20 protein-coding genes are annotated in these 23,776 nt (G+C 41.3%); 17 read left to right on the plus strand and 3 right to left on the minus strand.

The annotated features are described in order from the left end of the window. Positions 1-93: 93 nt before the first annotated feature. Positions 94-1,548, plus strand: a complete 1,455-nt coding sequence (locus Aba26S_RS02020; protein WP_043969947.1) for a benzaldehyde dehydrogenase — start codon at positions 94-96, stop codon at positions 1,546-1,548. Positions 1,549-1,602: 54 nt separating this feature from the next. Here Aba26S_RS02020 and pobR read toward each other — a convergent pair whose 3' ends face one another. Continuing rightward, complete coding sequence (gene pobR / locus Aba26S_RS02025; protein ID WP_043969901.1) at positions 1,603-2,418, minus strand: IclR family transcriptional regulator PobR; 816 nt, start codon at positions 2,416-2,418, stop codon at positions 1,603-1,605. Between the two features lie 139 nt (positions 2,419-2,557). Here pobR and pobA point away from each other — a divergent pair, with 139 nt between their 5' ends. Together pobA and Aba26S_RS02035 are read left to right on the plus strand one after the other, a co-directional pair. After that, on the plus strand, positions 2,558-3,742 hold the full coding sequence (gene pobA, locus Aba26S_RS02030) for a 4-hydroxybenzoate 3-monooxygenase (RefSeq protein ID WP_005241360.1): 1,185 nt from the start codon (positions 2,558-2,560) through the stop codon (positions 3,740-3,742). Between the two features lie 111 nt (positions 3,743-3,853). Further along, positions 3,854-4,582 carry an alpha/beta hydrolase gene (locus tag Aba26S_RS02035; RefSeq protein ID WP_043969902.1) on the plus strand — a complete coding sequence of 243 codons (729 nt, stop codon included), beginning with the start codon at positions 3,854-3,856 and terminating at the stop codon, positions 4,580-4,582. Between the two features lie 119 nt (positions 4,583-4,701). Here the strand turns inward: Aba26S_RS02035 and Aba26S_RS02040 are convergent, their stop codons facing one another. Together Aba26S_RS02040 and Aba26S_RS02045 are read right to left on the minus strand one after the other, a co-directional pair. Beyond that, positions 4,702-6,078 carry an AarF/ABC1/UbiB kinase family protein gene (locus tag Aba26S_RS02040; protein ID WP_043969903.1) on the minus strand — a complete coding sequence of 459 codons (1,377 nt, stop codon included), beginning with the start codon at positions 6,076-6,078 and terminating at the stop codon, positions 4,702-4,704. 194 nt (positions 6,079-6,272) lie between these two features. Next, the gene (locus Aba26S_RS02045) at positions 6,273-6,578 is read right to left on the minus strand and encodes a hypothetical protein (RefSeq protein WP_005241366.1); all 306 of its coding nucleotides are present in this window, start codon (positions 6,576-6,578) and stop codon (positions 6,273-6,275) included. A 165-nt stretch (positions 6,579-6,743) separates the two neighbouring features. Between Aba26S_RS02045 and ybaK the strand changes: the two genes are divergently transcribed. The 14 genes from ybaK to Aba26S_RS02115 all read left to right on the plus strand — a co-directional run bounded on the left by ybaK (position 6,744) and on the right by Aba26S_RS02115 (position 23,674). Beyond that, positions 6,744-7,211: a Cys-tRNA(Pro) deacylase gene (gene ybaK, locus Aba26S_RS02050; RefSeq protein WP_005241368.1), complete on the plus strand. Its 468-nt coding sequence runs from the start codon at positions 6,744-6,746 to the stop codon at positions 7,209-7,211. 334 nt (positions 7,212-7,545) lie between these two features. After that, positions 7,546-9,330: an IucA/IucC family siderophore biosynthesis protein gene (locus Aba26S_RS02055; protein WP_043969904.1), complete on the plus strand. Its 1,785-nt coding sequence runs from the start codon at positions 7,546-7,548 to the stop codon at positions 9,328-9,330. After that, positions 9,323-10,804 (plus strand): lysine N(6)-hydroxylase/L-ornithine N(5)-oxygenase family protein, encoded by a 1,482-nt coding sequence (locus Aba26S_RS02060; RefSeq protein ID WP_043969905.1) that lies wholly within the window; start codon positions 9,323-9,325, stop codon positions 10,802-10,804. Before Aba26S_RS02055 ends, Aba26S_RS02060 begins: the two co-directional genes overlap by 8 nt. Beyond that, complete coding sequence (locus Aba26S_RS02065) at positions 10,801-12,618, plus strand: IucA/IucC family siderophore biosynthesis protein (protein WP_043969906.1); 1,818 nt, start codon at positions 10,801-10,803, stop codon at positions 12,616-12,618. The genes Aba26S_RS02060 and Aba26S_RS02065 overlap by 4 nt, the downstream gene beginning before the upstream one ends. A 30-nt stretch (positions 12,619-12,648) precedes the next feature. Further along, positions 12,649-13,287, plus strand: a complete 639-nt coding sequence (acbD, locus tag Aba26S_RS02070; RefSeq protein ID WP_043969907.1) for an acinetoferrin biosynthesis acetyltransferase AcbD — start codon at positions 12,649-12,651, stop codon at positions 13,285-13,287. Continuing rightward, positions 13,284-13,655 carry a hypothetical protein gene (locus tag Aba26S_RS02075; protein WP_043969908.1) on the plus strand — a complete coding sequence of 124 codons (372 nt, stop codon included), beginning with the start codon at positions 13,284-13,286 and terminating at the stop codon, positions 13,653-13,655. Before acbD ends, Aba26S_RS02075 begins: the two co-directional genes overlap by 4 nt. Next, on the plus strand, positions 13,652-14,902 hold the full coding sequence (locus Aba26S_RS02080) for an MFS transporter (RefSeq protein WP_043969909.1): 1,251 nt from the start codon (positions 13,652-13,654) through the stop codon (positions 14,900-14,902). The genes Aba26S_RS02075 and Aba26S_RS02080 overlap by 4 nt, the downstream gene beginning before the upstream one ends. A gap of 10 nt (positions 14,903-14,912) precedes the next feature. Then, positions 14,913-17,171 carry a TonB-dependent receptor gene (locus tag Aba26S_RS02085; RefSeq protein WP_043969910.1) on the plus strand — a complete coding sequence of 753 codons (2,259 nt, stop codon included), beginning with the start codon at positions 14,913-14,915 and terminating at the stop codon, positions 17,169-17,171. 25 nt (positions 17,172-17,196) lie between these two features. Next, positions 17,197-18,453 carry an MFS transporter gene (locus Aba26S_RS02090; protein ID WP_043969911.1) on the plus strand — a complete coding sequence of 419 codons (1,257 nt, stop codon included), beginning with the start codon at positions 17,197-17,199 and terminating at the stop codon, positions 18,451-18,453. A gap of 203 nt (positions 18,454-18,656) precedes the next feature. Further along, positions 18,657-20,780: a bifunctional mannitol-1-phosphate dehydrogenase/phosphatase gene (mtlD, locus tag Aba26S_RS02095; protein ID WP_043969912.1), complete on the plus strand. Its 2,124-nt coding sequence runs from the start codon at positions 18,657-18,659 to the stop codon at positions 20,778-20,780. Between the two features lie 82 nt (positions 20,781-20,862). Continuing rightward, complete coding sequence (locus Aba26S_RS02100) at positions 20,863-21,486, plus strand: 2'-5' RNA ligase family protein (protein ID WP_043969913.1); 624 nt, start codon at positions 20,863-20,865, stop codon at positions 21,484-21,486. A 2-nt stretch (positions 21,487-21,488) separates the two neighbouring features. Continuing rightward, positions 21,489-22,007 (plus strand): bifunctional adenosylcobinamide kinase/adenosylcobinamide-phosphate guanylyltransferase, encoded by a 519-nt coding sequence (cobU, locus tag Aba26S_RS02105; RefSeq protein WP_043969914.1) that lies wholly within the window; start codon positions 21,489-21,491, stop codon positions 22,005-22,007. Between the two features lies 1 nt (position 22,008). Beyond that, a complete protein-coding gene (cobT, locus tag Aba26S_RS02110) occupies positions 22,009-23,079 on the plus strand; it encodes a nicotinate-nucleotide--dimethylbenzimidazole phosphoribosyltransferase (protein WP_043969915.1) in 1,071 nt (356 codons plus the stop codon). Beyond that, positions 23,069-23,674: a histidine phosphatase family protein gene (locus Aba26S_RS02115; RefSeq protein ID WP_043969916.1), complete on the plus strand. Its 606-nt coding sequence runs from the start codon at positions 23,069-23,071 to the stop codon at positions 23,672-23,674. The genes cobT and Aba26S_RS02115 overlap by 11 nt, the downstream gene beginning before the upstream one ends. Positions 23,675-23,776 lie beyond the last annotated feature (102 nt).

Raw genomic sequence — 23,776 nt, forward strand, 5'->3', positions numbered from 1 at the left:
GAAAAATACAGGCAAGCATTTTTCACTACATTTTTGAATATAAATCGGCCTAAAAGTGAATAGTTTATTTAAGGAAATACAACGAGGTTAATGATGTCTATTTTAACAAAAGAAATTTGGGATCAAAAATTATTTCGTGGTATATGGCAATCCGCCAAAAACGGTTATCAAGTGGTTGAAGTTGCGACAGGTGAGTCCTTAGGGCAGATTGGTTATGCCGATACATCCGATGTGGTCGAGGCGGCTCAGCAAGCTAAGATTGCACAAAAGCAATGGTGGGCGCTCAGTTATCAAGAACGTCAGGCGGTATTTGAGCGTGCTGTGCAGATTTTAACTGAACATCAGGCTGAAATTATTGAATGGTTGGTGAAAGAAAGTGGTTCGCTACAGTTGAAAGCTGGTTTTGAAGTGAACATTGCTCTTCAAGTACTCAAACATTGTATCGCTTTACCCGCAACCGATCAGGGCACATTACTGCCAACAGCTGCAGGTAAATTGAGTTTGGCCAAGCGAGTTCCTTTGGGTGTAGTCGGTGTAATTTCACCGTTTAATTTTCCGTTGTATCTTGCGCTACGTGCGGTTGCGCCAGCCTTAGCGCTTGGAAATGCGGTGGTCTTGAAACCTGATGAACGTACTGCAGTCTGTAGCCGTTATGCAATTGCCCGTATTTTTGAATTGGCTGGTTTACCACAAGGACTGCTACATGTATTGCCGGGTGGTGCTGAAGTCGGTGAAGCACTGACCTTGGATAAAAATATTGCCAGTATTCAATTTACCGGTTCAACCCATGTAGGTCGTATTGTGGGTGCAAATGCGGCTAAAACACTGAAAAAAGTATCGCTTGAGTTAGGTGGCAAAAACTCACTGATTATTCTGGATGACGCCGATATTGAGCTTGCAGCAGAAAATATCGCGTGGGGGGCTTTTTTGCATTCAGGTCAAATTTGTATGACTTCTGGAAAAATCCTGATTCAGGAAAAGATCTATCCGCAAGTCAAACAACGTGTGATTGAAAAGGTCAAAAATTTTGTAGTGGGTAATCCATTAAATGCAGATGTCACGATTGGCCCTTTGATTAATGCCAAGCAATCACAACGGGTTGAGCAGTTGGTCAATGAAGCAATAGCACATGGGGCAAAACTGGAAGTTGGTGGACAAGCCAATGGTGTGTTTTTTGAGCCAACGGTCTTAGCTGAGGTAAAACAGGACAATCCAATTTTTTCTGAGGAAATTTTCGGTCCTGTTGCTGTTCTGATTCCTTTTAGCACGGATGAACAGGCTATTGAACTTGCAAATGATGGAGATTATGGGCTTTCAGCTGGGATTATTACCGCAAATGTTGGCCGTGGCATGCAGCTTGCTCAAAAACTGAATGTCGGGTTATTGCATATCAATGATCAAACCGTAAATGATGAAACAGTGAATCCCTTTGGTGGCTTTGGAGCCTCAGGCAATGGCACACGGATTGGTGGACCTGCGAATGCGGATGAGTTTACCCAATGGCAATGGATGACCATTCAGGCACAAGCGTCCCATTATCCATTCTAAGCAATCTTGAAAATTTCTTCTGATTTGTCCCTAAAGCGTTAGGGACAAATCCTTTTAAATCACATTGCGTAGTTCATTGGCGGTATTGCGCAGTAGCGGCAAAATCTGCTGGACTAAATAATCCTCTTGTACACGATTGGTCTGTGACATGCAGTTTAGCGCGGCAATCGTTTTTCCTTGTGCATCAATCACGGGCACAGCAATCGCGATTACACCAAGTTCGTGTTCTTCTTTGGATAGGCAGTAATCTGCTTGTGATATTGCTTTCAGTATTTCAAAAAACTTGATTTCGTCGGTTATTGTAAAAGGGGTTAAACGTCTTAAAGCAAACGTTTTTACCCAATCCCGTTGAGCTTGTTCAGATAACGCTGCTAATAATACTTTGCCTGTTGAGGTTGCATGTGCAGGTAAGCGATTGCCCAAATGCATACCATAAGGACTGACACGCAGATTATCCTGTTGAGGTAAATAGCTACGAGCAATCGGGACGACCTCGTTATCATCTAGAACCACTAATGAAAAGGTTAATGTGGTTTGTGCAGATAAAAGATTCAGGAAGGATTGGGCAATTTTAGGTAGATGGGCTGAGCTTAAGTAGGAACTTGAGAACCGTAATACACGGTGGGTGAGCCAGAAATAATGTTCATCTGTATCTAAATAGCCTAAGTATTTCAAAGTTTTAAGATAACGCCGTGCTGCAGTGCGACTGATCCCCGTCCGTTCAGCCACTTGAGTGACATTCAAACGTTGTCGATCAACACCAAAAGCTTCCAGTAAGGTCAGACCTTTGGCTAAACCTGCAATATAGTCTTCCTGACGTATACATTCATGTGAATTGGGGTGTTCTAACACAGCATCAACCTTCACCATACTTCCATTCCTGTTCTTATGATGTTTTGTCCGCTATTCGGACAAATGAAATGATAAACGGTTCTTTTCGACTTGGATAGATCGTATACAAAACTTAAAAGCAGTAAGTTAAAAAACAGGAGATCACAAGGAAGATGTCATGGATATTTTAACAACACAGGTCGCAATTATTGGTGCTGGTCCAGCCGGATTGTTACTCGGACAGCTCCTATACCAAGCTGGTATTGAGCATATTATCGTGGAGCAGCGCAGTGCAGATTATGTCGCTTCTCGGATACGTGCTGGCATTTTAGAACAAGTATCGGTTGATTTACTTAAGCAGGCTGGTGTCGATCAACATCTAAAAGAGAAAGGATTGCCGCATTCAGGCATTGAAATACTCACTAATGGACAAAAACATCGAGTCGATTTATCCGCATTGACTGGTGGAAAGCAAGTCACAGTATATGGTCAAACCGAAGTGACCAAAGATTTAATGGCCGCCCGTCAAACTGCACATCTTAAATCATTTTATGAAGCACAAGATGTACAGGTCAGCAATTTTTATCAAACACCTAAAGTACAATTTGAATACCAAGGTAAAACCATCCAGATCGAATGTGATTTCATTGCAGGTTGTGATGGATATCATGGAATATGCCGAGCCAGTGTGCCTAAGGAGAAAATCAAGACCTATGAAAAAGTGTATCCATTTGGCTGGTTAGGCGTGTTAGCCGATGTGCCTCCCGTTGCGGATGAATTGATTTATGTCCAGTCAGAACGGGGTTTTGCCTTATGTAGTATGCGTTCAGAAATACGGAGTCGTTATTACTTGCAAGTGCCACTTAATGATCGAGTTGAAGACTGGTCAGATGAAAAATTTTGGCAGGAATTGAAAAGTCGTCTTGACCCTGAAAGCCGAGAGAAATTGGTGACAGGGCCGTCAATCGAAAAAAGTATTGCACCGCTACGCAGTTTTGTGACAGAACCCATGCAATTTGGCAAGTTGTTTTTAGCGGGCGATGCAGCGCATATCGTCCCACCAACAGGGGCAAAAGGACTGAATCTTGCAGCTTCGGATATTGCTTATCTTTCCAATGCATTGATTCAATATTATGTCGAAGGTTCAGATCAGGGCATTCAGGAATATTCAGAAAAATGTCTGCAACGGGTTTGGAAGGCAGAGCGTTTTTCTTGGTGGATGACACACTTATTGCATCGCTTTGAAACAGAAACTGAGTTTGATCACAAAATTAAACAAGCTGAACTGAGTTATATTCTTGGCTCTACTGCGGGAAAGACGACTTTGGCAGAGAATTATGTCGGATTGCCTATACACGCCTAAATCGTAATTCAAATACTTTTAGCACATTGCATTGATAACGATTTTCAAAATTTAAACAAGATGATATGTGACGTGTTGATCCACTTACATAGGGAAATAGAGAGATTGATCATGGTTGATACTTATATTATCGTACACGGTGCATGGCACAACGGCGCCTTAATGGAACCAACGGCTGAATATCTCCGTTCTCAAGGTCATATTGTTCATTGTCCAACCTTGGCAGGTAATCGCTCCAATGAAGATTGTAGTCAAATTGGTTTAGAAGATGCCATTAACTCACTGATTCAATATATAGAGCAGTATGATTTAAATAATATTCGCTTGGTGGGGCATAGTTATGCGGGTATGGTGATCTCTGCGGTTATTGATCGTATTCCACTGCGGATTCGTCGAGTAGTATATGCAAATGCCTTCGTACCATTTCCAAATGAATGTCTGAATGATATGGCCCCAGCAAAATATAAAGCTTTGTTCGATCAAATGGCTGAGGCTAATAATCATGCAGTCTCTTTACCATTTCCTGTTTGGCGTGAATGCTTTATGAATGATGCAGATGAAGTGCTTGCTAAATCTGCGTATGAATTATTAACGCCACAACCCTATCGTTGTTTTAGTGATCCTATTGTACTGTCAAAACCTATTGCGGAGATGGAAATTGCAAAATCATATCTGAATTGCAAACAAGATACGGCACTGCCACAGAGTTTATCCTGGCATCCACGTTTGTCTGAGCGCTTAGGTTTATTTCGTTATATAGAGGCGGACGGGGGACATGAAACTTTATTTACTGATCCCACTGGTTTTGCTAAGGCGATTATGATTGCAGCACGTGATTGAGTTTTACAGAAAAGATTACTCAAGACTCAGAATTCATTGTCTTCGAGTGTTCAAGCTCTGGATTTATAAAAAAAGCTGTTCAGAGAATTGAACAGCTTTTTTATACTCGATTGAGCAATTTATTCGGCAAATTGCGGAATCATTTTGCGTACATTGGTCTTTGCTTCAATCACCGTCATAAATGTATACGCGCCAATAAACTTACGGCTAATGAACATAAACTCTTTTGGTGGAACCGAGAAATAGCGTGAAGCCATCGATTGTCCCGCCTGTTGCATCACACGGTTATGCAATTGGCTTTTTTTCCAGTCATAACGATCTTGCTCATCCATTATGCCTGCGGGCATATCTGGATTGTTGCTCGGGCAACTAAATGCCTCTGTTGCAATCAAGAATACGTCGGCCATGCCAGGCTTAACACTGTCTGGCATGCTATCAAAGAATTCATAACCAGTCATGGCTTTGATCATTGCATTTTTATCATGATCGTAACCCGCATGAATCAGATTACGGGCAACAGTCAGTAAATTGTTATCGAATTGGCGAATGGCACCAAAGTCGAGTAATACAATTTTATCTTTAACATCACTACCATTACCTAAACGAACCAAGTAGTTACCAAAGTTCGGGTCGGTTTGCATTTCACCCCATTCAAATAGTTCGCGCACCGCGATTTCTAAAGAGGCTTCACCCAACAGGTTACGGCGTTCTTGTGGCAGCGAAAGCATAACAGGACTATTAACTGGGACACCGCGTTCAAAGGTCATGCACAGCACTTTTTCAGCACAGAACTCATCTACAATTTGAGGGACAACGTAACGAGGATCATCTTTCAGTCGCTCAGCAAAGCGACGAGTCGTTGCCGCTTCAATGCCATAATCGACTTCACGATGCATCATCTCACGGACTTCATCGAACCATTGATCAAATTCGCGGGTTTGCGGCACCATCCGTGTCAGTTTGAGCATGTTCTTAAACAGATTCATATCAGAATCGATGGCTTCAGCAACACCCGGATACTGAATTTTAAGTACCAATTCTAAACCATCTGACTTACGGGTAGCTCGGTGGACTTGAGCAAGTGATGCTGTTCCAATCGGCTCATGATCAATCGTAAGCTCGTCAAGTTTTGAGCCCAGTTGATCTTGTAAATGTGCTTTGATCGCAGGCCAAGCTAAGGCGACGGTCTGGTTGTTGAGAGTATTTAAAGCTTGTGTGATTTCTTCAGGTAAGAAATGTTCACCATACAACGCCATCATTTGTCCGATCTTTACGATTGAACCTTTGAGTTTGCCAATTTCAGAAACTAAATAATGTGCTTGCTCAGCCATGGCTTTTTTACGTTTCTTCTCTTTTTCTTCCTCACTGGAAAAGAGGGAAGTTGCACTTGCAGTTGCCCAACGTGTTCCAGCAAGTAAAGAAGCTTTTGCAATAGATAAGCGACGATCCACCGACGAGGTTTTTAGATTCTTAAGCTTATCGTTCTGATCTGACATGAAAGAAAAATCCTATGCTGAAATCGGAGGGTTGAAAGCCGAGACTTGAATTGTAGCGGATATTACAGCTTTTGAACGTATTAAAATAGTTCAATCTCTTGAATTATCAGTCTAAATTTGTGCAATAAGGCATCTATTTTTAAAGCGCCTAAGTAAATATTTCACATTTACTTCGTCATTACTATACATTTGTCCTAAATTTTGAACTGAATCTTTAGTGAAGACTTTTGCATTAAAGCTGCCCGATGGTTATGAATATGTTTCACTAACATCTGCTTGACTTGACTATGGTGAAAGCCAACCGCATAAGCCTTAACAATAATAATACTGGGCAGCGTGAAGAAAAAGTACTTGGTGTCGTCTAAAGTTGCATCTTTGAAAATTCCTTCTTCAATCAGCATTTTTCTGAGAAATTGTTTTTCCGCCTGTACTGTGCTGGATGACTCATCATCCCAATAATTTTGGCGCATTGCCATCAAATTATTATGCTTATAACTCATAGAACTATTGAGCCTGTTTATTTCACCTTTAGCCACTATATGAGGTTGCTCATGCATTTATCAAGCACAGATTGATATCGGAAATAGCCTAAGTAAATTTCATCCTTTATTTAAAAATGCTACACTTATATAACTACTAAGCTTAAACAAAAATACTGAATCGTTATGACACCTGCTTGTAAACTGTTGGAAAAAAATAAAATACCATTTTCTATTCACGAATATGAACATGATGCCAATGCCAAAAGCTTCGGACTAGAAGCTGCTGAAAAGCTTAACTTGAAGGTAGAAGAAGTTTTCAAAACATTGATGGTAACTGACGAAAAAAATTATTTTATTGCGATTTTGCCTGTAAACCACCAACTCAATCTAAAAAAAGTGGCGACAGCAGTTGGATGTAAAAAACTACAAATGGCAAACCCTAAAGATGCAGAGCGTTTAACGGGGTATTTGGTCGGGGGAATTAGTCCACTTGGGCAAAAGAAACGCTTGAAAACTGTTATTGATGCAACAGCAAAATCGTTCGACAAAATTTATGTCAGCGGCGGTAAAAGGGGACTAGACATTGGTTTGGATCCGCAAGTTTTAGCCACATTGTTAGGCGCAAGCTTTTTTGATGTTTTAGACGAATAAAATAAACATTATAGGAAATATTATTTTAATTCATTGTTATTTATAGATAAATTTAAATCTGTAAAAACTATTGCCAATACAAAAATTATCATTTTATTTAATGAGAATTATTATTATCTTTTTGTATCTTTTTTGCGCTAAATTCTAAATTAAAAAGATTTAATTCAATAGCTTGAGCGATATTTTTGCAAAGTTAAAGCTGAATTGAAATTATAAATGATAATAATTATCATTAGCTCAATCTTAATCATAAACTCCCTTGCGATTAAGACGTGTTTCAGGCCTAAAACATTTCGAAAAACAAATTAACTCTCTTGAAAGAGGAAACCGTCAGATGCAATCACTTGCCAATCGGTTGGCGATGCAACATTTCGTCAACGCATATACGCAAGAAACTGGCAAAGGTCACTTGCTAGATAACAGTCAGCAAAGTCCACAACAACGAGCGTTTAGCCAAGGTTTGACGCTGTTATCCATTCCTATTCACTCTATTCAAGCACACTGTAATTTTCCTTTATCTTATGTCAGTCGAGTCGGGCGACACCGTGTAGCAGATCTTCCTCAAATCACGATGCATGGACAAGTTAAGACATTCAGTTCTGTTGCAATCGTCGGGTTATTGCTTGAAGAATTGGTTTTTGAATCATCTGTGCCATTGGATGCCGCTTCCTTGCTTGAGAAGTGGATTCAAAGCCGTGATGCACTTGAACAGTTTTTGCTGCAACGCGAAGCTGATTTCGATGACCTTGTCAAAGCGGGTCAAAACTTTATTGAAACAGAACAAGCACTGATTCTAGGGCATAGCATGCACCCAGCGCCGAAAAGTAGAACCGGTTTTGTGCATGAAGATTGGTTAAAGTTTTCACCTGAGCATAAAGGCAAGACTCAACTGCATTATTGGCTGGTACACCAAGATTATATTTCCGAAGGCAGCGCCACTGATGACAGCATTTCAGCGCAATTAAAAACGGCGTTGCAGTGGTATCTGTCTGAAAATGATCTCAACCTGCTAAAAACCCATACCGAATATAAGCTGCTTCCACTCCATCCATGGCAAGCTCGTTATTTACAAAGTAAACCGTGGTTTGAGCGACTGAAACAAACAGGACAACTCATTGATTTAGGTTTACGTGGTTGGCAATTTTCTCCAACCACTTCAATCCGAACACTGGCGAGTTTTAATGCACCGTGGATGGTGAAGCCGTCACTTTCAGTGATGATCACCAATTCTATTCGCGTCAATTTAGCCAAAGAATGCCATCGTGGTGAACTGACTCATCGTCTTTGGCATAGCGAGTTTGGTCAAAATATCTTAAAGCAGTGTCCAAGTTTGAAAGCGGTGAATGACCCTGCATGGATTGCATTAAAAATTGATGATGAAGTGGTAAATGAAAGTATTTGTATTTTCCGTGATCAGCCATTTCATCCGCAACAGCAAGTCACCTGTATCGCATCCTTATGTCAGGATCATCCAGATAAGCCTTTAAACCGTTTTAATGCTTTATTCGCAAAAATTGCCAAAACACATCCTGAAACCGATTTCTCTGAAATTGCTCTGGATTGGTTTAATCGTTTCCTTGAAGTCAGTTTGCAACCGTTGATGTATGTATATCATCGCTATGGCATGGCCTTTGAATCACACCAGCAGAATGTCTTGTTAGAGTTGGAAAATCATTTCCCAAAAACTTTATGGCTGCGTGATAACCAAGGTTTTTATTATATCGAAGAATTTGCAACTGAAATTCTGCAAGCATTGCCTGAACTGAAAGAAAAAGCCTTTGCAGTGGGTCCTAAAGATTTTGTCGATGAACGTTTTAGCTACTATTTCTTTGGTAATACCTTGTTTGGCATTATCAATGCGATTGGCGCTACAGGCTATATCACTGAAGATGAATTACTGGAACACCTCACAGCTTTCCTACAAGAGCAATTACAGCAATATCCTGATAGTACCTTGTTACAGGGATTACTGTTCAATTCGACTTTACCGTATAAAGGCAATTTACTGACACGCTTGCATGAGTTAGATGAGCTCATCGCACCTGTCGAAAACCAATCGGTCTATGTGCAACTGCCAAATCCGCTGCGTATTTCACAGAAGGATGTCAGTTATGCTTGATTTTATTGGAATTGGCCTAGGGCCATTTAATTTAAGTCTGGCTAGTCTGCTACAAAATAAAAGCTCTTTAAATTATGTATTTTTCGAGCAGAAACCACAGTTTGACTGGCACGCAGGAATGCAATTACCGAATACCGTATTGCAGGTTCCATTTATGGCTGATATGGTGTCGATGGTTGATCCAACTAGCCCATTCAGCTTTTTGAATTATCTGCGTCATCAGCAGCGGTTATATAAATTTTACTTTTTAGAACAACCCCATATTCCACGTTGTGAATATAACCACTATTGCCAATGGGTGGCAGAGCAACTGGATTGTATCGAATATCAATCTCGCGTTCTGGAGATCGAACCTCAACCCATTGGTTTTAAAGTAGTTGTAGAGTCGGAAGGCGTTCAGCACAGTTATTTATGCCGTCATTTGGTGATTGGCAGTGGAAATGTTCCTTATCTACCTGAATGCTTGGCAAAAGTTCAGCAACAACGGCCGCAACAATGTCTCCATTCCGCTCAATATATGACGCACGCTGATGCGGATTTGCATGGGGATGTGGTCGTATTAGGTTCTGGACAATCTGCTGCAGAAGTCTTTATTGATTTGTTTGATCAACAACAAGATGAAGCGAATCATCAGTTTGATCTGCACTGGTTGACCCGTTCGCAAGGTTTCTTCCCGATGGAGTATGCGCCATTAGGATTGGAGTACTTTAGCCCAGACTATGCGCAGCATTTTTATGATTTGCCAGCGCAACAAAAACAACAGCAGTTACAGCAACAAGCACTGTTATATAAAGGGATTAGTGCAAAAACTATCCGCGAAATCTATCAAAAACTGTATCACCGCAGTATTGCAGGAAAAAGCTTACAGACACATTTACATAGCCAATGTGATCTGAAAGATGCAGAAGTGTTGGATACACAAAAAATCCGATTGCATTTCCAACACCGTGCGACGGCACAGACCTTCCATCTTGACTGTGATTTCCTCGTTGCGGCAACGGGTTACTTTAGCCCTGATTTTGGATTTATGCAGTTGCTGAAACCTTATATCGAATTTGACCATAAACAGCGTTGGCAAATTACCGCAGATTATCGAATCGTACACCGTCTGAATGGTCATATCTTTGTCCAGAATCAAGAAATGCATAGTCATGGTGTCGGCACGCCAGATCTAGGTCTTGGTGCTTTTCGTGCAGCCACGATTATTAACCAATTGGCTGAAAGCCAAGTTTATGATCTTGGTCAGCAGGCACAGACCTTCCAGCATTTTGCAATTAGTCAAAATCCTAAAATCCAAATGGCTGATAACAACGCAGCTCCAGAAGTAAGTTTTCCTGACAAAAAGGTCGATCAAAACCATCCCATTTTAAAGAAAACAGAACAGAGCACGATTACGGCACATTCAACCAGTCGCTGTACAAATACACGGGCACAGAGTGCTTCTGTACATTCAACTTATGAGAAATTGATATGAACTTTGCAACTTTAAAAATTAATCAGCAGCAATGGCGTACTGCTGGGCAGCGTCTCATTGAAATGGCGATTGCAGAGTTTCTATATGAAGAAATTATTGAAGTGACAGCCTCATCAGCAGGACGTTATCAGTTAGATCTAGGTAATCGTCAGTATGAGTTTCAAGGCCATCAATATTTGTTAGGGCATTGGAATATTCAAGAAGGCTCGGTACGTGATGTAACGACTGGTCAGCAGAGTGATCAGCTCGCTTGGAATTTACATGAGTTTATTGTCGCAATGGCCGACAGTTCCAATGTAAAGCCTTTCACCAAAGCCTATTTGATTAAGGAAATGAATAATACTTGGTTGGCAGAAGCACATCTATTTAATGAAGCACGCCTACCAAGCACCGCGGCGCTAACTGAAGCGCATTATAAAGTTGAAGGCATGTTACGAGGCCATCCATGGCTGATTATGAGTAAGGGACGCATGGGCTTTGGTTATGATGATTATCTGACCTCGGCACCTGAACTTTCACCGGAAGTGAAAGTACTCTGGTTGGCGGTGCATCGTGATTTAGCAGAGTATCGCAGCACTGAACAATGGGATGCCTGTGGTTTATATCAGCATGAGTTTGATGCCGATGAACTGCACCAATTCATCAATATCTTAAAAGAAAAAAATCTGGACCCTCAAAATTATTTTTTGATTCCAGTACATGCATGGCAATGGCACCAATGGTTGGTTCCAACCTACGCCAATGAGATCGTTGATCAGAAAATCATTGAGCTGAATATTAGTCAAGACAGCTATGTGCCAATGCAGTCGATTCGTACATTATGCAACACATCAAACTTACAACGTCATTACATTAAGCTGCCAGTGAGTATTTTCAATACCGCTGTTTATCGTGGATTACCTTCCAAGCGGAATCTTGCAGCCCCAGCCGTGACAGGATGGTTAAAACAGATCCGTCACCAAGATCAAGACCTACAAAAAACTGGCGTGATTTTCTTGGGTGAAATTGCAACTTTAACGATTCATCAACCCTGTTTTGACCGAATTGACGGCGCACCATATCAGTTTAAAGAGTTATTTGGCTGTTTATGGCGTGAAAGTGTCGATCGCTATGTTGATCCATCTCAGCAAGTCCTCTCTCAAGCAGCTTTATTACACCGAGATATTTCAGGTCAATCAATCCTGAGCGTACTGATTCAAGCATCAGGTCTAAGTCCTTTGACATGGTTGGCGCAATTTGCGCAAGTTTGCTTAAGTCCGTTATTACTTTGTCTATATCGCTATGGCTTAGCTTTTTCACCGCATGGTGAAAACACCATGTTGGTACATGAAAATGGCGTGCCGAAAGCATTGGTCTTAAAAGACTTTATTGATGACATTAATTTAGTGGATGAAGATTTTCCTGAACTGACTCAATTGCCAACCGAAGGCGATCTGTTATTACGCCATGAAGCTACCGATTTAAGCCATTTCATTTTCACAGGTCTGTTCATGGTGCATTACCGCTATATCTGTAATGTGTTCTTGCAAGATTATCCTGAATACACCGAACTTGATTTCTGGCAGACCATTTCCAACACCATTGTTGCGTTTAACCAACAACATCCAGAGCTGGCTGAACGTGCTGAAAAATTTGCCATGTTGCGCCCAACCTACACCAAAATTTGTTTGAACCGTGTGCGCCTGTTTACCACCAGTTATAACGATGAAGCAGAGCGTCCAGTGCCTGTATTCCTTGATCCAATCCCGAACCCAGTCAGCCCTGAAACATTGGCAGACTGGTCAACTCAGCAAGCTGAGTCGAAAGCGGGTTAAGTCTTCTTCTAAATTTTATAAAGGTTCGATATGAAAACTATTTCTCAGCAATTACCCGATTATTTTGAATACCACGAAGATGGAACACAGTACTACTTACGCCAAGTGCAATATCCACAAGATATTCCTTTGCTGCATCAGTGGATGCATGAGCCGCATGTTATTCCACAATGGCAATTAAATAAATCAGAGTTAGATCTACAGGTTTACTTCGACAAAATGCTGGCAGATGACCATCAACGTTTATTGATTGTGGGGGTAGATGGCAAAGATGTGGGCTATACCGAGATTTATGAAGGTAAGCGTGATCGTTTAGGTCGTTATTACGACGGTGATGACAATGATCTCGGCTGGCATTTGCTATTTGGTGATAAATCCGTATTTGGTAAAGGTTTCTTACGCCCAACCATTCGTTTACTGAGTTTTTATATTTTTGAACATTCGCAAGCGAAAAAAATCGTGGGTGAACCAGATCATACGGTTAAGCCTTATGCCGCGGTTGTTGCAGAGCTTTGCTATGAAAGCCAGCGTTTAATTCCGATGCCAGAAAAAACGGCAATGTTGTATTACTGCTTTAGAGAAACTTTTTATAACAAGTTTGGGGAATATTACCAAACGTCACAACAACAGCTCGCTGATCAGCCAGCCAAAACCTTGAGTGTTACATGAGCTTATCCATCAATGAGGTACACATCTTGGACATGCGCTTTGCAGCGCATGTCTCAGTGACAGAATTTGAACAATGGTTAACGCATATTCAGCAATATTTCGAGCAAAAAAGAAGTTTTGTGCTGATTATGCAAACCGAACCAAACACTGAATTTCCCGAAGAATATCGCGAAATTCAGGGCAAGTGGTACAAGCAATATAAACAAGATTTTTACCAATATTGCTTAGGACTTGCCCGAATTGCCCAAGATGAAGCAGATCGCATTCGACTGGACACACCAGCTTTACAAAAAGCTTGGCATGTTCCTTATTTTGTTAGTTTAGAAAAAACCGCTGCCATGCAATGGGCCATGCAGAGGTATGTATGAACCAACCATTAAAACATGATCAGGATTTTCCAATAAAAACAGTTTCAGCACTGAGTCTATCAGTTGTTATTGTGCTCTATCTTGCACATGCGTTACCACTATATTTTTACAATGTCGCCTTACCTGCGATTTTACGCCATCAGGGCGTCGATTTACGCTGGATTGGGATGTTGTCGCTACTGTATATCCCATGGGCATTTAAGTTTTTTTGGGCACCTTTAATTGATCGCTTTTATTTTAAAGCGCTTGGTAAACGTAAAACTTGGCTTTTATTCACCCAGATCGCCTTGGTCTTGGGTGTCGTTGCCTTGGCTTTGACGCAATTTGACTATGGTCTAAGCATCTTTGTCATTGTCGGGTTATGGATTTCAACCTTTGCTGCGACCCAAGATATTGCGATTGATGGCTATACCGTTGAAACCTTTGCCGAGTCCGAATACCGATTAGGCAGTATGGCGCAAAGTATTGGTGTGGCGCTCGGCAGTATGATTGGTGGGGCTGCAACTTTATGGCTGTATCAATTATATGGTTGGCAAACCGCACTGATGTGTTTGGCTGCGATGACGGCATTGACCATGATTGCAATTTTTCTAATCAAAGAAAATTCAAATACAGAAAAAATTGCCAAGCAGCCACCGAGTCTGATTCGGGCATTTAAACGTCCAGAAATATTATGGGCTTTGGCATTGATTGTGTGTTATCGCATAGTCGAAGCACCTGCAATGGCCATGCTGAACCCGATGTTGATTGATCAAAAATGGTCTTTGGCAGAGATTGGTGTATTGATGTCTGTGATTGGTGCGGGCATTGGTTTATTGGCCGCAGTGACAGCCGCTTTCCTATTAAAAAAAATAGCAGCAACACAATTACTGATTTGGGCCGGTTGGGCACGCAGTCTGGTCTATGCCTTACTTGGCCTAGCCGTTTTACTCAGCTGGTTTAACCAGTGGCATATGTTATTGGGACTATTCGTTGTCGTTATTCTGGCAATCCGCTATATCGCCATGACGGCTTTATACGCCCATTTCATGCATACCAGCTCCAAAGAACAAGCAGGAACCGATTTTACCATTTTGGTCTGTTTTGAGCTGCTGGTTTATTTCATTGGCGGTGCAATGTCAGGCTTCTTGGCCAAAGCTTTTGGCTATGGAAATTTTTATCTCATTTTAGCGGCAGCATCTGTCTTGAGCGTCTTGCTCAGCCAAGTGTTAATCCACAAAGCAAAACAAACGGAACAACTCACCTAGGGGGAAATCTATGAAAGTACGTTCACTTTCGACATCATTAACATTGCTCAGCTTAGCCATCAGCACACAATTGTATGCAGAGACGGTTGAAGCAGATGCCACTGTTCAAACCACTGCTGCAGTAGCAAGCCAAAAACCAACCCAATTGGCACCCATCGTAGTGACAGCATCACGTTCAGCACAAAGTATTGCTGAAATTGCAGGAACAGTTCAGGCCATTGAGCAAAAACAGATTGAACAACAATCAGCTGCGGGACGTAAATTGGCTGATATTTTGGCTCAATTGGTGCCTTCTCTAAGTCCAAGCAGTGGTACAACTACTAACTATGGGCAAACCATGCGTGGTCGTCAGGTTCTCATTTTGATTGATGGGGTCGCGCAAACTGGATCTCGTGATGCCTCACGTCAATTAAATAGTATTAGCCCCGATTCAATTGAGCGTGTCGAGGTTGTTTCTGGTGCGAGCAGTATTTATGGTTCTGGTGCAATGGGTGGGATCATCAATATCATTACTAAAAAGGGTTCTGGTGAAGGCTTAAACTTTGAATCAAAACTTGGTGTGACTTCTGGTGATAATTTTAAAAGTGATGCTTTGGCCTATGAAGCATACCAATCCGTTGCTTTCAAACAAGGTGACTGGAATGGTTTTCTGGGTGCAAGCTATACTCAACGTGGCGAGATTCAAGACAGTCACGGCGACCGAATTGGGCCTGAAGTTGCACAGACAGATCGTCAAGATACGAAAACCGTTGATATCAATGGACGTTTAAGCTGGCAGTTTACAGATAAGCAGAAGTTAAGCGTTGGGGCACAATATTATGACGATAAACAAGACTCAGATTACGGTCCTGATTATGGCCCTAATTTTGCAGTTTTAAGAGGTAATCCGCCAAGCTTAAAAGCATTAAAAGGGTTTGAAATTGATGATCAGCCATTTACCAAGCGCTATGCTGTCAATGCCCAGTATCAAAATACCGACTTATTAGGTCAAGAGCTGAATGTTGAAGCTTATTACCGTAACGAAAAAGCCCGATTTTATCCAACCATACTTAGTAACTTTATCCCAGCAGGGTACTACTTAGCCTATCAATCAGAGTCTGATATTGATGTCGCTGGTGTACGAGCTGCGATGACATCAAAGCTTAATCTTGCAGATCGTGATTTAAAATTGACTTATGGTGTTGATTATGATCATGAAAAAGATAAGCAAGTAGCTGACTTATATAGTTTTACCGACAATGGATTGAAATATCAGAATACTGGCCGTAGTTATGATTTTGGCCCCGATGCGACCATTAAAAATTTAGGTGCATTTATTCAAGGGAACTATGATTTAACAGATGCGTTAAATGTACAGGCAGGTCTGCGTTATCAACGTATTGAAAGTGATACCGCGGCATTTAAACCAACAGTTTCGGCCATTCAAGGGGATATCACTGGTCAACCCGTCGGTACAGTCGCAGCGGGCTCTGTAAAACATGATAAGACACTGTTTAATTTGGGGGCAGTGTATAAATTAAATGATCAACAACAAGTGTTTGCTAATTTCTCGCAAGGTTTTAGTTTGCCTGATATTCAACGCTTATTACGTGATGTTTCAGCAGGTTATGTCGTTCGCTCAGGTAATGTCGATCCAATTACGGTCAACAACTATGAACTTGGTTGGAGATTCCAAAACGACCTTGGCGCAAATTTAGGTTTAACCACTTTCTATAATACATCTGATAAAGTGGTTCAATTTAAAGCAGATCGCTCAGTTACGGTTGCAGATACAGATCAACGAATTTACGGCGTTGAAGCGAATGCAAGTATGCCTATTTTAGATCAGTTTAGTGTTGGTGGAACACTGGCATATACCCGTGGACAATTCAAAGATGCTGCAGGCTCTTGGCGAGAGCTTAATGCATTACAAGTTTCACCAGTCAAAGGTACATTGTTTGGTGAATGGAATGATGATAAAGGCAATGGTCTAAGAGTGCAGATGTTGGCGGTGAAGGGAACTGATAAAGCATATGAAGATTCTCTAAAGGCAAAATATGATACCAACGTCCGACCAAATGCTGCTACGAAGATCAAAGGTTATGCCGTTATGGATGTGATTGCCAATGCGAAAGCAGGTCCCGGAACGGTGGGCTTTGGTGTCTATAATGTTTGGAATACGGAATATAAAACTGTATTTAGCCAAGCAGCTGAGGCGGTTTATGGGCCAATCTCTAGCCTGCCTGCACAAGGCCGTACTTATGGTTTGAGCTACACCCTCAAATATTAATCTAATCAAAAAGGCATCTGTTTAGATGCCTTTTCTTTTGATGATTTTCATGATGAACAATAATTTAAAATTTTTAGCACTGGCTGCTTTGATCAATGGCACCTGTTTTTCCATGATTCTCCCATTACTCGCACCTTTGACACGCCAGCTCCATTTATCTGAATTTCAGGGTGGTGTGATTGTTTCAGCAGGGGCAATCTGTATGGCGATTGCCTCAATCTGGATTGCGAAAAAGAAAGGTCAGCTATCTCCCAACCAGCTCGTTAATTATGGTTTTTGGGGAATGACCTTTACTTGGGCTATTTTCAGCTTGATTCTGTATTTTGGAACACAAGCGTTTTTACCGACATTACTGATTTTTATTTTGCTGGTACTGAGTCGTGCTTCTACAGGCATTTTTATGGCTTTGCCACAAATTGGTCTGCAAAGTTATGTGATGACGCATGCAGTAGAAGCGGATGATCGTAGTAAGCAGATGGCAATGTTTGGTGCAATGAATAGTTTTGGCATGATTGTTGGGCCATTTGCGACGTCAGTCTTATTATTCGGCGGTCTACTTTTTCCGATGTGGATTGCCGTGGGATTACTGGGTTTAGTCAGTATTGCGCTCAGTATCTTGTTTGGCAAAACTGCACAAATTCAGTCGGATATTTCTCAGCTCAAACAAGAGGAGAATAGCACTTTAGAGCAGGAGCCAATTCTCAAACGAAGCTTGATTTGGCTAGCCTTAGGTTTTGTGACTTATATTGCGATCGTGACCTTAAACATGACAGCAGGTTTTTACATTCAGGATAAATTTTATCTCAGTAGCCAGCAGAGCGCAGTGTATTTCTCTCAATGCATGCTGGTGGTTGGCGTTTGTCTGTTACTCACTCAACTTTTAATCGTGAAAGTGTTGCAGCTTAAATTAAATAGCTTAGTGATTATTGGCTTAGTCACCATGTGTTTTGGCTTATCACTTTCATTGTATGCACCTACAATTTGGGTATTTCAGGCCAGCTATATTTTTTATGGCGTTTCAGTCGCATGTTTATTACCTGCATTTACTACGGGTGCTGCTCAAGCAGTTTCACAACAGTCGCAGGTTAAAATGGCAAGTTTCTGTACTGCGACACAAGCATTGGGTTTAATTGTGGGTCCTTTACTCAGTACTTTTTTATATCGTTTTAGCAGCCATTTTCCATTCTATTTATTGCTGTTTTTAACCCTGTCAATTGGGCTGTATTTTAGCTGGATACTGATTCGAAAAGAAGGTGAGGCAGCGCTATTACTGGATGAATAAAGCTGAGTTTTTGGTTAAAAAAGACTCATCTTTTTCATGGTAATGCAAGTATTCAGACTATTTCAGTCGAATATTGTCTAGAAACATGGCTTTATTGTTTGTTTTTTAATCAAATTTATTTCATTTATTGAAGATTTGAATTTTAGCGTCACTTTTTATGTACCCTATAAAACGTCATAACAAGATAGATAAAAGGAGTAAAGATGCTTATTTTTCATGATTATCCTGTTCAAGGCGCACTTTTTGACATGGATGGAACAATGTTTGATACCGAGCGCTTACGCTTCCAGACATTGAAACAGGCATCAAAAGAGCTGATTGGACAGGAATTTTCAGATGAATATTTGATGCAGTGTCTAGGGCTCAGTGCGAAAGCATCGGAGCAACTGGCACAAAAGTTTTATGGTGCAGATGTTCCTTATGGTGCGATTCGCAAACGTGCAGATGAAGTGGAACTAGAATTTGTGCGTAACAATGGTGTACCAATTAAAAAAGGATTGATTCAGGTCTTAGAGCGCCTAAGAAAATCAGGCTTAAAAATGGCAGTCGCGACCTCAAGCCGTCGAGCAATTGCCGAAGAATATCTCATTAATGCGAATGTTTATAAATTTTTTGATCTTTTGGTCTGTGGGGATGAAGTTGAAAAGGGCAAACCGCATCCAGAAATCTTTTTAAAAGCCGCACAAAAACTAAACCTACAACCGCAGCAATGTTTAATGTTTGAAGACTCGGAGAATGGTATTTGTTCAGCCTATGATGCAGGCGGAATCACGATTTTATTTAAAGACATTAAAGAACCTAACGATCATATGCTCTCCAAAGCAAATTTCTATTATCCCGACATGTATGACTGTCTGAATGCTTTAGACCAATATATTCCCGAAAAGGGCATGCCGCAGTTACAAGAGCTATTTCCGCAGAGTTCCAATCAATTGACCGTCGGCATTCATGGTTTTGGTGCCATTGGTGGCGGTTATGTGGCTCAGATCTTGTCCTATTGGGATGGTTATACGCGACCGAAATGTATTTTAGCCTCAACCCGAAATCGTCTATACCTAGAGTCCGTGAATAGTTTTGGTCGCTACAGTATTCGATATGGTCAGTCTTCTTATGATGAGCGTATTGATAATCTCACAGTGATTGATGCTGATAATGAACAGCAGATGCTAGAAATGTATATGCAATCTAGTCTGATTGCACTTTGCTTACCTGAACAGGCAATTGCGTCTGAGGCCAAAACCATTGCCAAGGGGCTACTGGCTCGTTTTATGTCAGCAGATGTACAAAATAATGAGCCGATTACTTTTTTGATTATTTTAAATAAAGTCTGCGCAAAATATTTGGTCTTGAAACATATCCGTGAAGCCTTACTGACCATGACGGATGAGGATATTGCCGAACATATTTTAAGTGAGCATTATTTTTGCGATACCGTGGTCAATCGAATGGTATCCAAACTTAGTGATCAAGCCTTATATCGCCAGCTTAATATCAAGCATAACCTGTTTAAGCAATATCAAAATGAGCTGAATCCTGAAGCGATTGAGTTGTCAGATGAGACCGCGCTGACTGAACAGCAGGAACAGCAGATCACACATTGTTTAGATGATATGCGTGGGCAGTTTCAAACAGGGCAATTCCTACAGAATATGGATCTCATCCTGTTCCATAGTGAAACGGATATGCCGATTTATGTGGAGAACCGTAGTCCCTTATTGAGTAAAATGCGCCAAATGATTTTAGTCGATCAGATTTCTGAGATTCAAATCATTAAGAATCGCTTATGGAATGGTTGTCATGCCATGCTGGCGTGGTATGCCAGTGCACTTGGACATGACACCATTGGTATTGCCATGGCGGATCCAAAGATCATGAAATATGCTGAACAGGTGGTCAACGAAGTTAAATTGGGCCTAGCCAATATGATTCCCAACCAAGCCAAAGAACTGGATCGTATGGCAGACAGTTTCCTGCATTCTTGTCGATCTGCCTATAAAGATCCCTGCGAGCGCGTGGCTCGTGATCCACTCAGAAAACTCAATCTAAGCGAGCGGGTGTTAGGCAGTTTAGAAGGCCATGTGCAACAACAGCTTCCTTATCAAAAGTTAATGCAAGGCGCAATTTATGGTTATGTCTATGCCTTGAAAATGCTTGAGTTGGACGAAATTAAAATCGTAAAGCATGTACAGACCAATATTGAACATATGGATATTACTGAAAACCAGAAGAAAGCCTTATTAAATCAACTCTATCAAGGGATTCAGGCAGAACTAAATCATGAAGCATTCTTGTCACAGTTAGATGAACTGAAACTTCAGACAGCTTAAATGCCCGTGATTGGGGAAGATATCTTAACTTCTAAACAGGTTTATGTTTGAATAACACAACTTTCAACAGAATGCTGAAGTTGTGTTATTACAAACAGAGACGCAATTGATTGCAACCGAACAGCGTGATTATCCTGAATGGCATGTGGGGCGCTCGGACTATGGGGTGTGGTATATCGAGATTGCTCAGCCAGAACTGATTCAATATTTAGATGAAATCCAGGCAAAATTTTCAGATTTGCTGCTTCCGAAACAACAACGTCAATATCACATCACCCTATTTGTTTGTGGTTTCTTGCAACCTGCTGCTCAGCAGTACGATGATGATTTTCAGATTCAGAAGTTAGAGCAACAGATCAAAATGCTTAAAGCATTACAGCTGACAACTTTTGAGCTGGAAATTAGACAGATAGATAGCTTTAGCAGTGCTTTATTTTTGCATATCAAAGACCAAGATCATGTACTGGCTCAGCTTCGCCAACAATTTGTTCAAGTGACGAATGAGGTTGCTGCACTTGAATATTGTCCGCATATTACTTTAGGTCTGTATCGTAAAGCTTGGCTCAGTAATATTGTACTGGAGCGGATACAACAACTTTCAATAAAAAATATAAAGTTTCAGGTCGAAAAAATAACTTTCGGTTATTATAAAGCTCAGATTTTACAAGGATTACTGTATCCTTATCATCAAATTGAACTAGGTTAGATATGTTGCAACTGATTTTAGGCGGAGCACGCTCAGGTAAAAGCCGTTTGGCAGAACAAATTGCCAAAGATACAGGTTTATCGGTGATTTACATTGCAACGGCGCAAGCCTTAGATGCAGAAATGCAGCAGCGTATTGCACATCATCAACAGCAACGCCCAGCACATTGGCAGGTACTTGAAGAACCGATTTATCTGGCAGATCAACTCTTGCAATGCGATCAAGCAAACCAAGTGATTTTGGTTGATTGCCTGACTTTATGGCTGAGTAATTTATTATTGGCTGAAGACCCAGATTTTCAGTCACAACAGATGCAAAAATTATTCGAAGTCTTAGTACAACTAAAATCTCAAATTATTCTGGTCAGCAATGAAACTGGGCTGGGAGTGGTACCAATGGGAGAAATTAGCCGTCGTTTTGTCGATGAAGCAGGGCGTTTGCATCAGACTCTGGGGCAACTTGCCGATAAAGTCGTGTTTTGTGTAGCAGGCTTTCCAATGATTTTAAAAGATGAGAAATAACATGACTGAACAAGCGCCATGGTTTTTAGCCCAAGTACAGCAACCCGATTTAGATGCGAAACAACAAGCTGAACAACGACAACTTCAATTGACCAAACCAACTGGTGCTTTGGGCCAACTTGAACAACTTGCAATACAGTTGGCCAGCTTACAAGGCACGCTCCATCCACAGATTCAGCAGCCTTGGATCACGATTTTTGCAGGCGATCACGGCGTTGTAGCCGAAAATATTTCGGCTTATCCGCAGGCCGTGACCCGTCAAATGCTGCAAAATTTTGCTTCAGGCGGTGCAGCGATCAGTGTGATTGCCAAACATCATCATGCACATTTACAAGTGGTGGATTGCGGTACAGTGGGTGAAGCCTATGATTATGTTGGGGTTGAGCGGCATTGCATTCGTGCAGGTACCGCTAATTTTGCTCAACAAGTCGCAATGACGGAACAGGAATGCTTAGCGGCTTTACAACTGGGTAAAGACTGCGTTGATCGTGCTAAAGCACAAGCTGCTGATATTTTTATTGCAGGGGAAATGGGGATAGGAAATACCTGTTCAGCTTCAGCACTGGCCTGTTTGTTGTTGCATGAAGGTGCTGCACAACTGACGGGTGTGGGGACAGGAATTAATAACCAACAACTACAACATAAGATCGCTGTCATTGATCAAGCCGTGAAGCTGCATCAACAGAATGTGGCGGATGACGCTTTAAAAATTCTGGCAGCTGTTGGCGGTCTAGAAATTGCGGCAATGACAGGTGCTTATATTCGCTGTGCACAAATCGGTTTGCCGATTGTGGTAGATGGCTTTATTAGCTCGGTTGCAGCCTTGTGTGCAGTACGTATGCAACCACAAAGCCATGCATGGATGCTGTTTGGACATCAATCAGCTGAGTATGGACATCAACGTGTCTTAAATGCATTGGATGCACAACCTATTTTAAATATGAATTTGCGTTTGGGTGAAGGTAGTGGTGCAGGAGCTGCACTGTCTATGTTGCAACTGGCTTGTGTGCTGCATAATCAAATGGCAACCTTTGCCGAAGCTGCGGTTACGGGTGATAAAGTTGCACCTTGATTTACTGCGGCATGGGGAAACGACACTCAGCCATACCTTACGTGGACATTTGGATGATGCGCTTACTGAACAAGGTTGGTTGCAAATGCAATCCACCGTTGAGCAGCATCTTGCTGCTCAAGTACAATGGGATGTAATCATCAGTTCACCCTTGCAACGCTGTCAAAAGTTTGCGGCAGCACTGGCGAAACAACTTGAATTACCTTTGCTGCTCCATACAGAAATTAAGGAAATGTATTTTGGCGATTGGGAAGGTATTGCCACGCAAACCATTTATGAAACAGAGCCTGAGTTATTGGCAAATTTCTGGCAATTTCCAACCCGATATCAAGCACCCAATGGGGAGTCACTGAATCAATTTCAGCAGCGCGTTATGCATGGTTTTGATGATATTTACATGCAAATGCAGCAGCATCATTGGAACAGGGCTTTGGTGGTGACACACGGTGGTGTAATTAAATTACTCACTTGTTTGGCACGTCATTATAAGTTAGATGATCTATTAACCATGCCCGCAGAGTTAGGTAAGCTATATTCTTTAAACTTAACTCAAATTGAAAATAAAATTCATTTTTCTGAAAAAATAGCAACTTAGCAGCGATAAAATCTTATTCTATTTCCAGTATTTGCTTTGGTCTTGTAATCGAACTGTCATTGCCACTGCCTATGATACAGGGCATTTCTTAACCTATAAGCA

It is taken from the genome of Acinetobacter sp. NBRC 110496 (genome assembly GCF_000876115.1).
Classification (GTDB): Bacteria; Pseudomonadota; Gammaproteobacteria; order Pseudomonadales; family Moraxellaceae; genus Acinetobacter.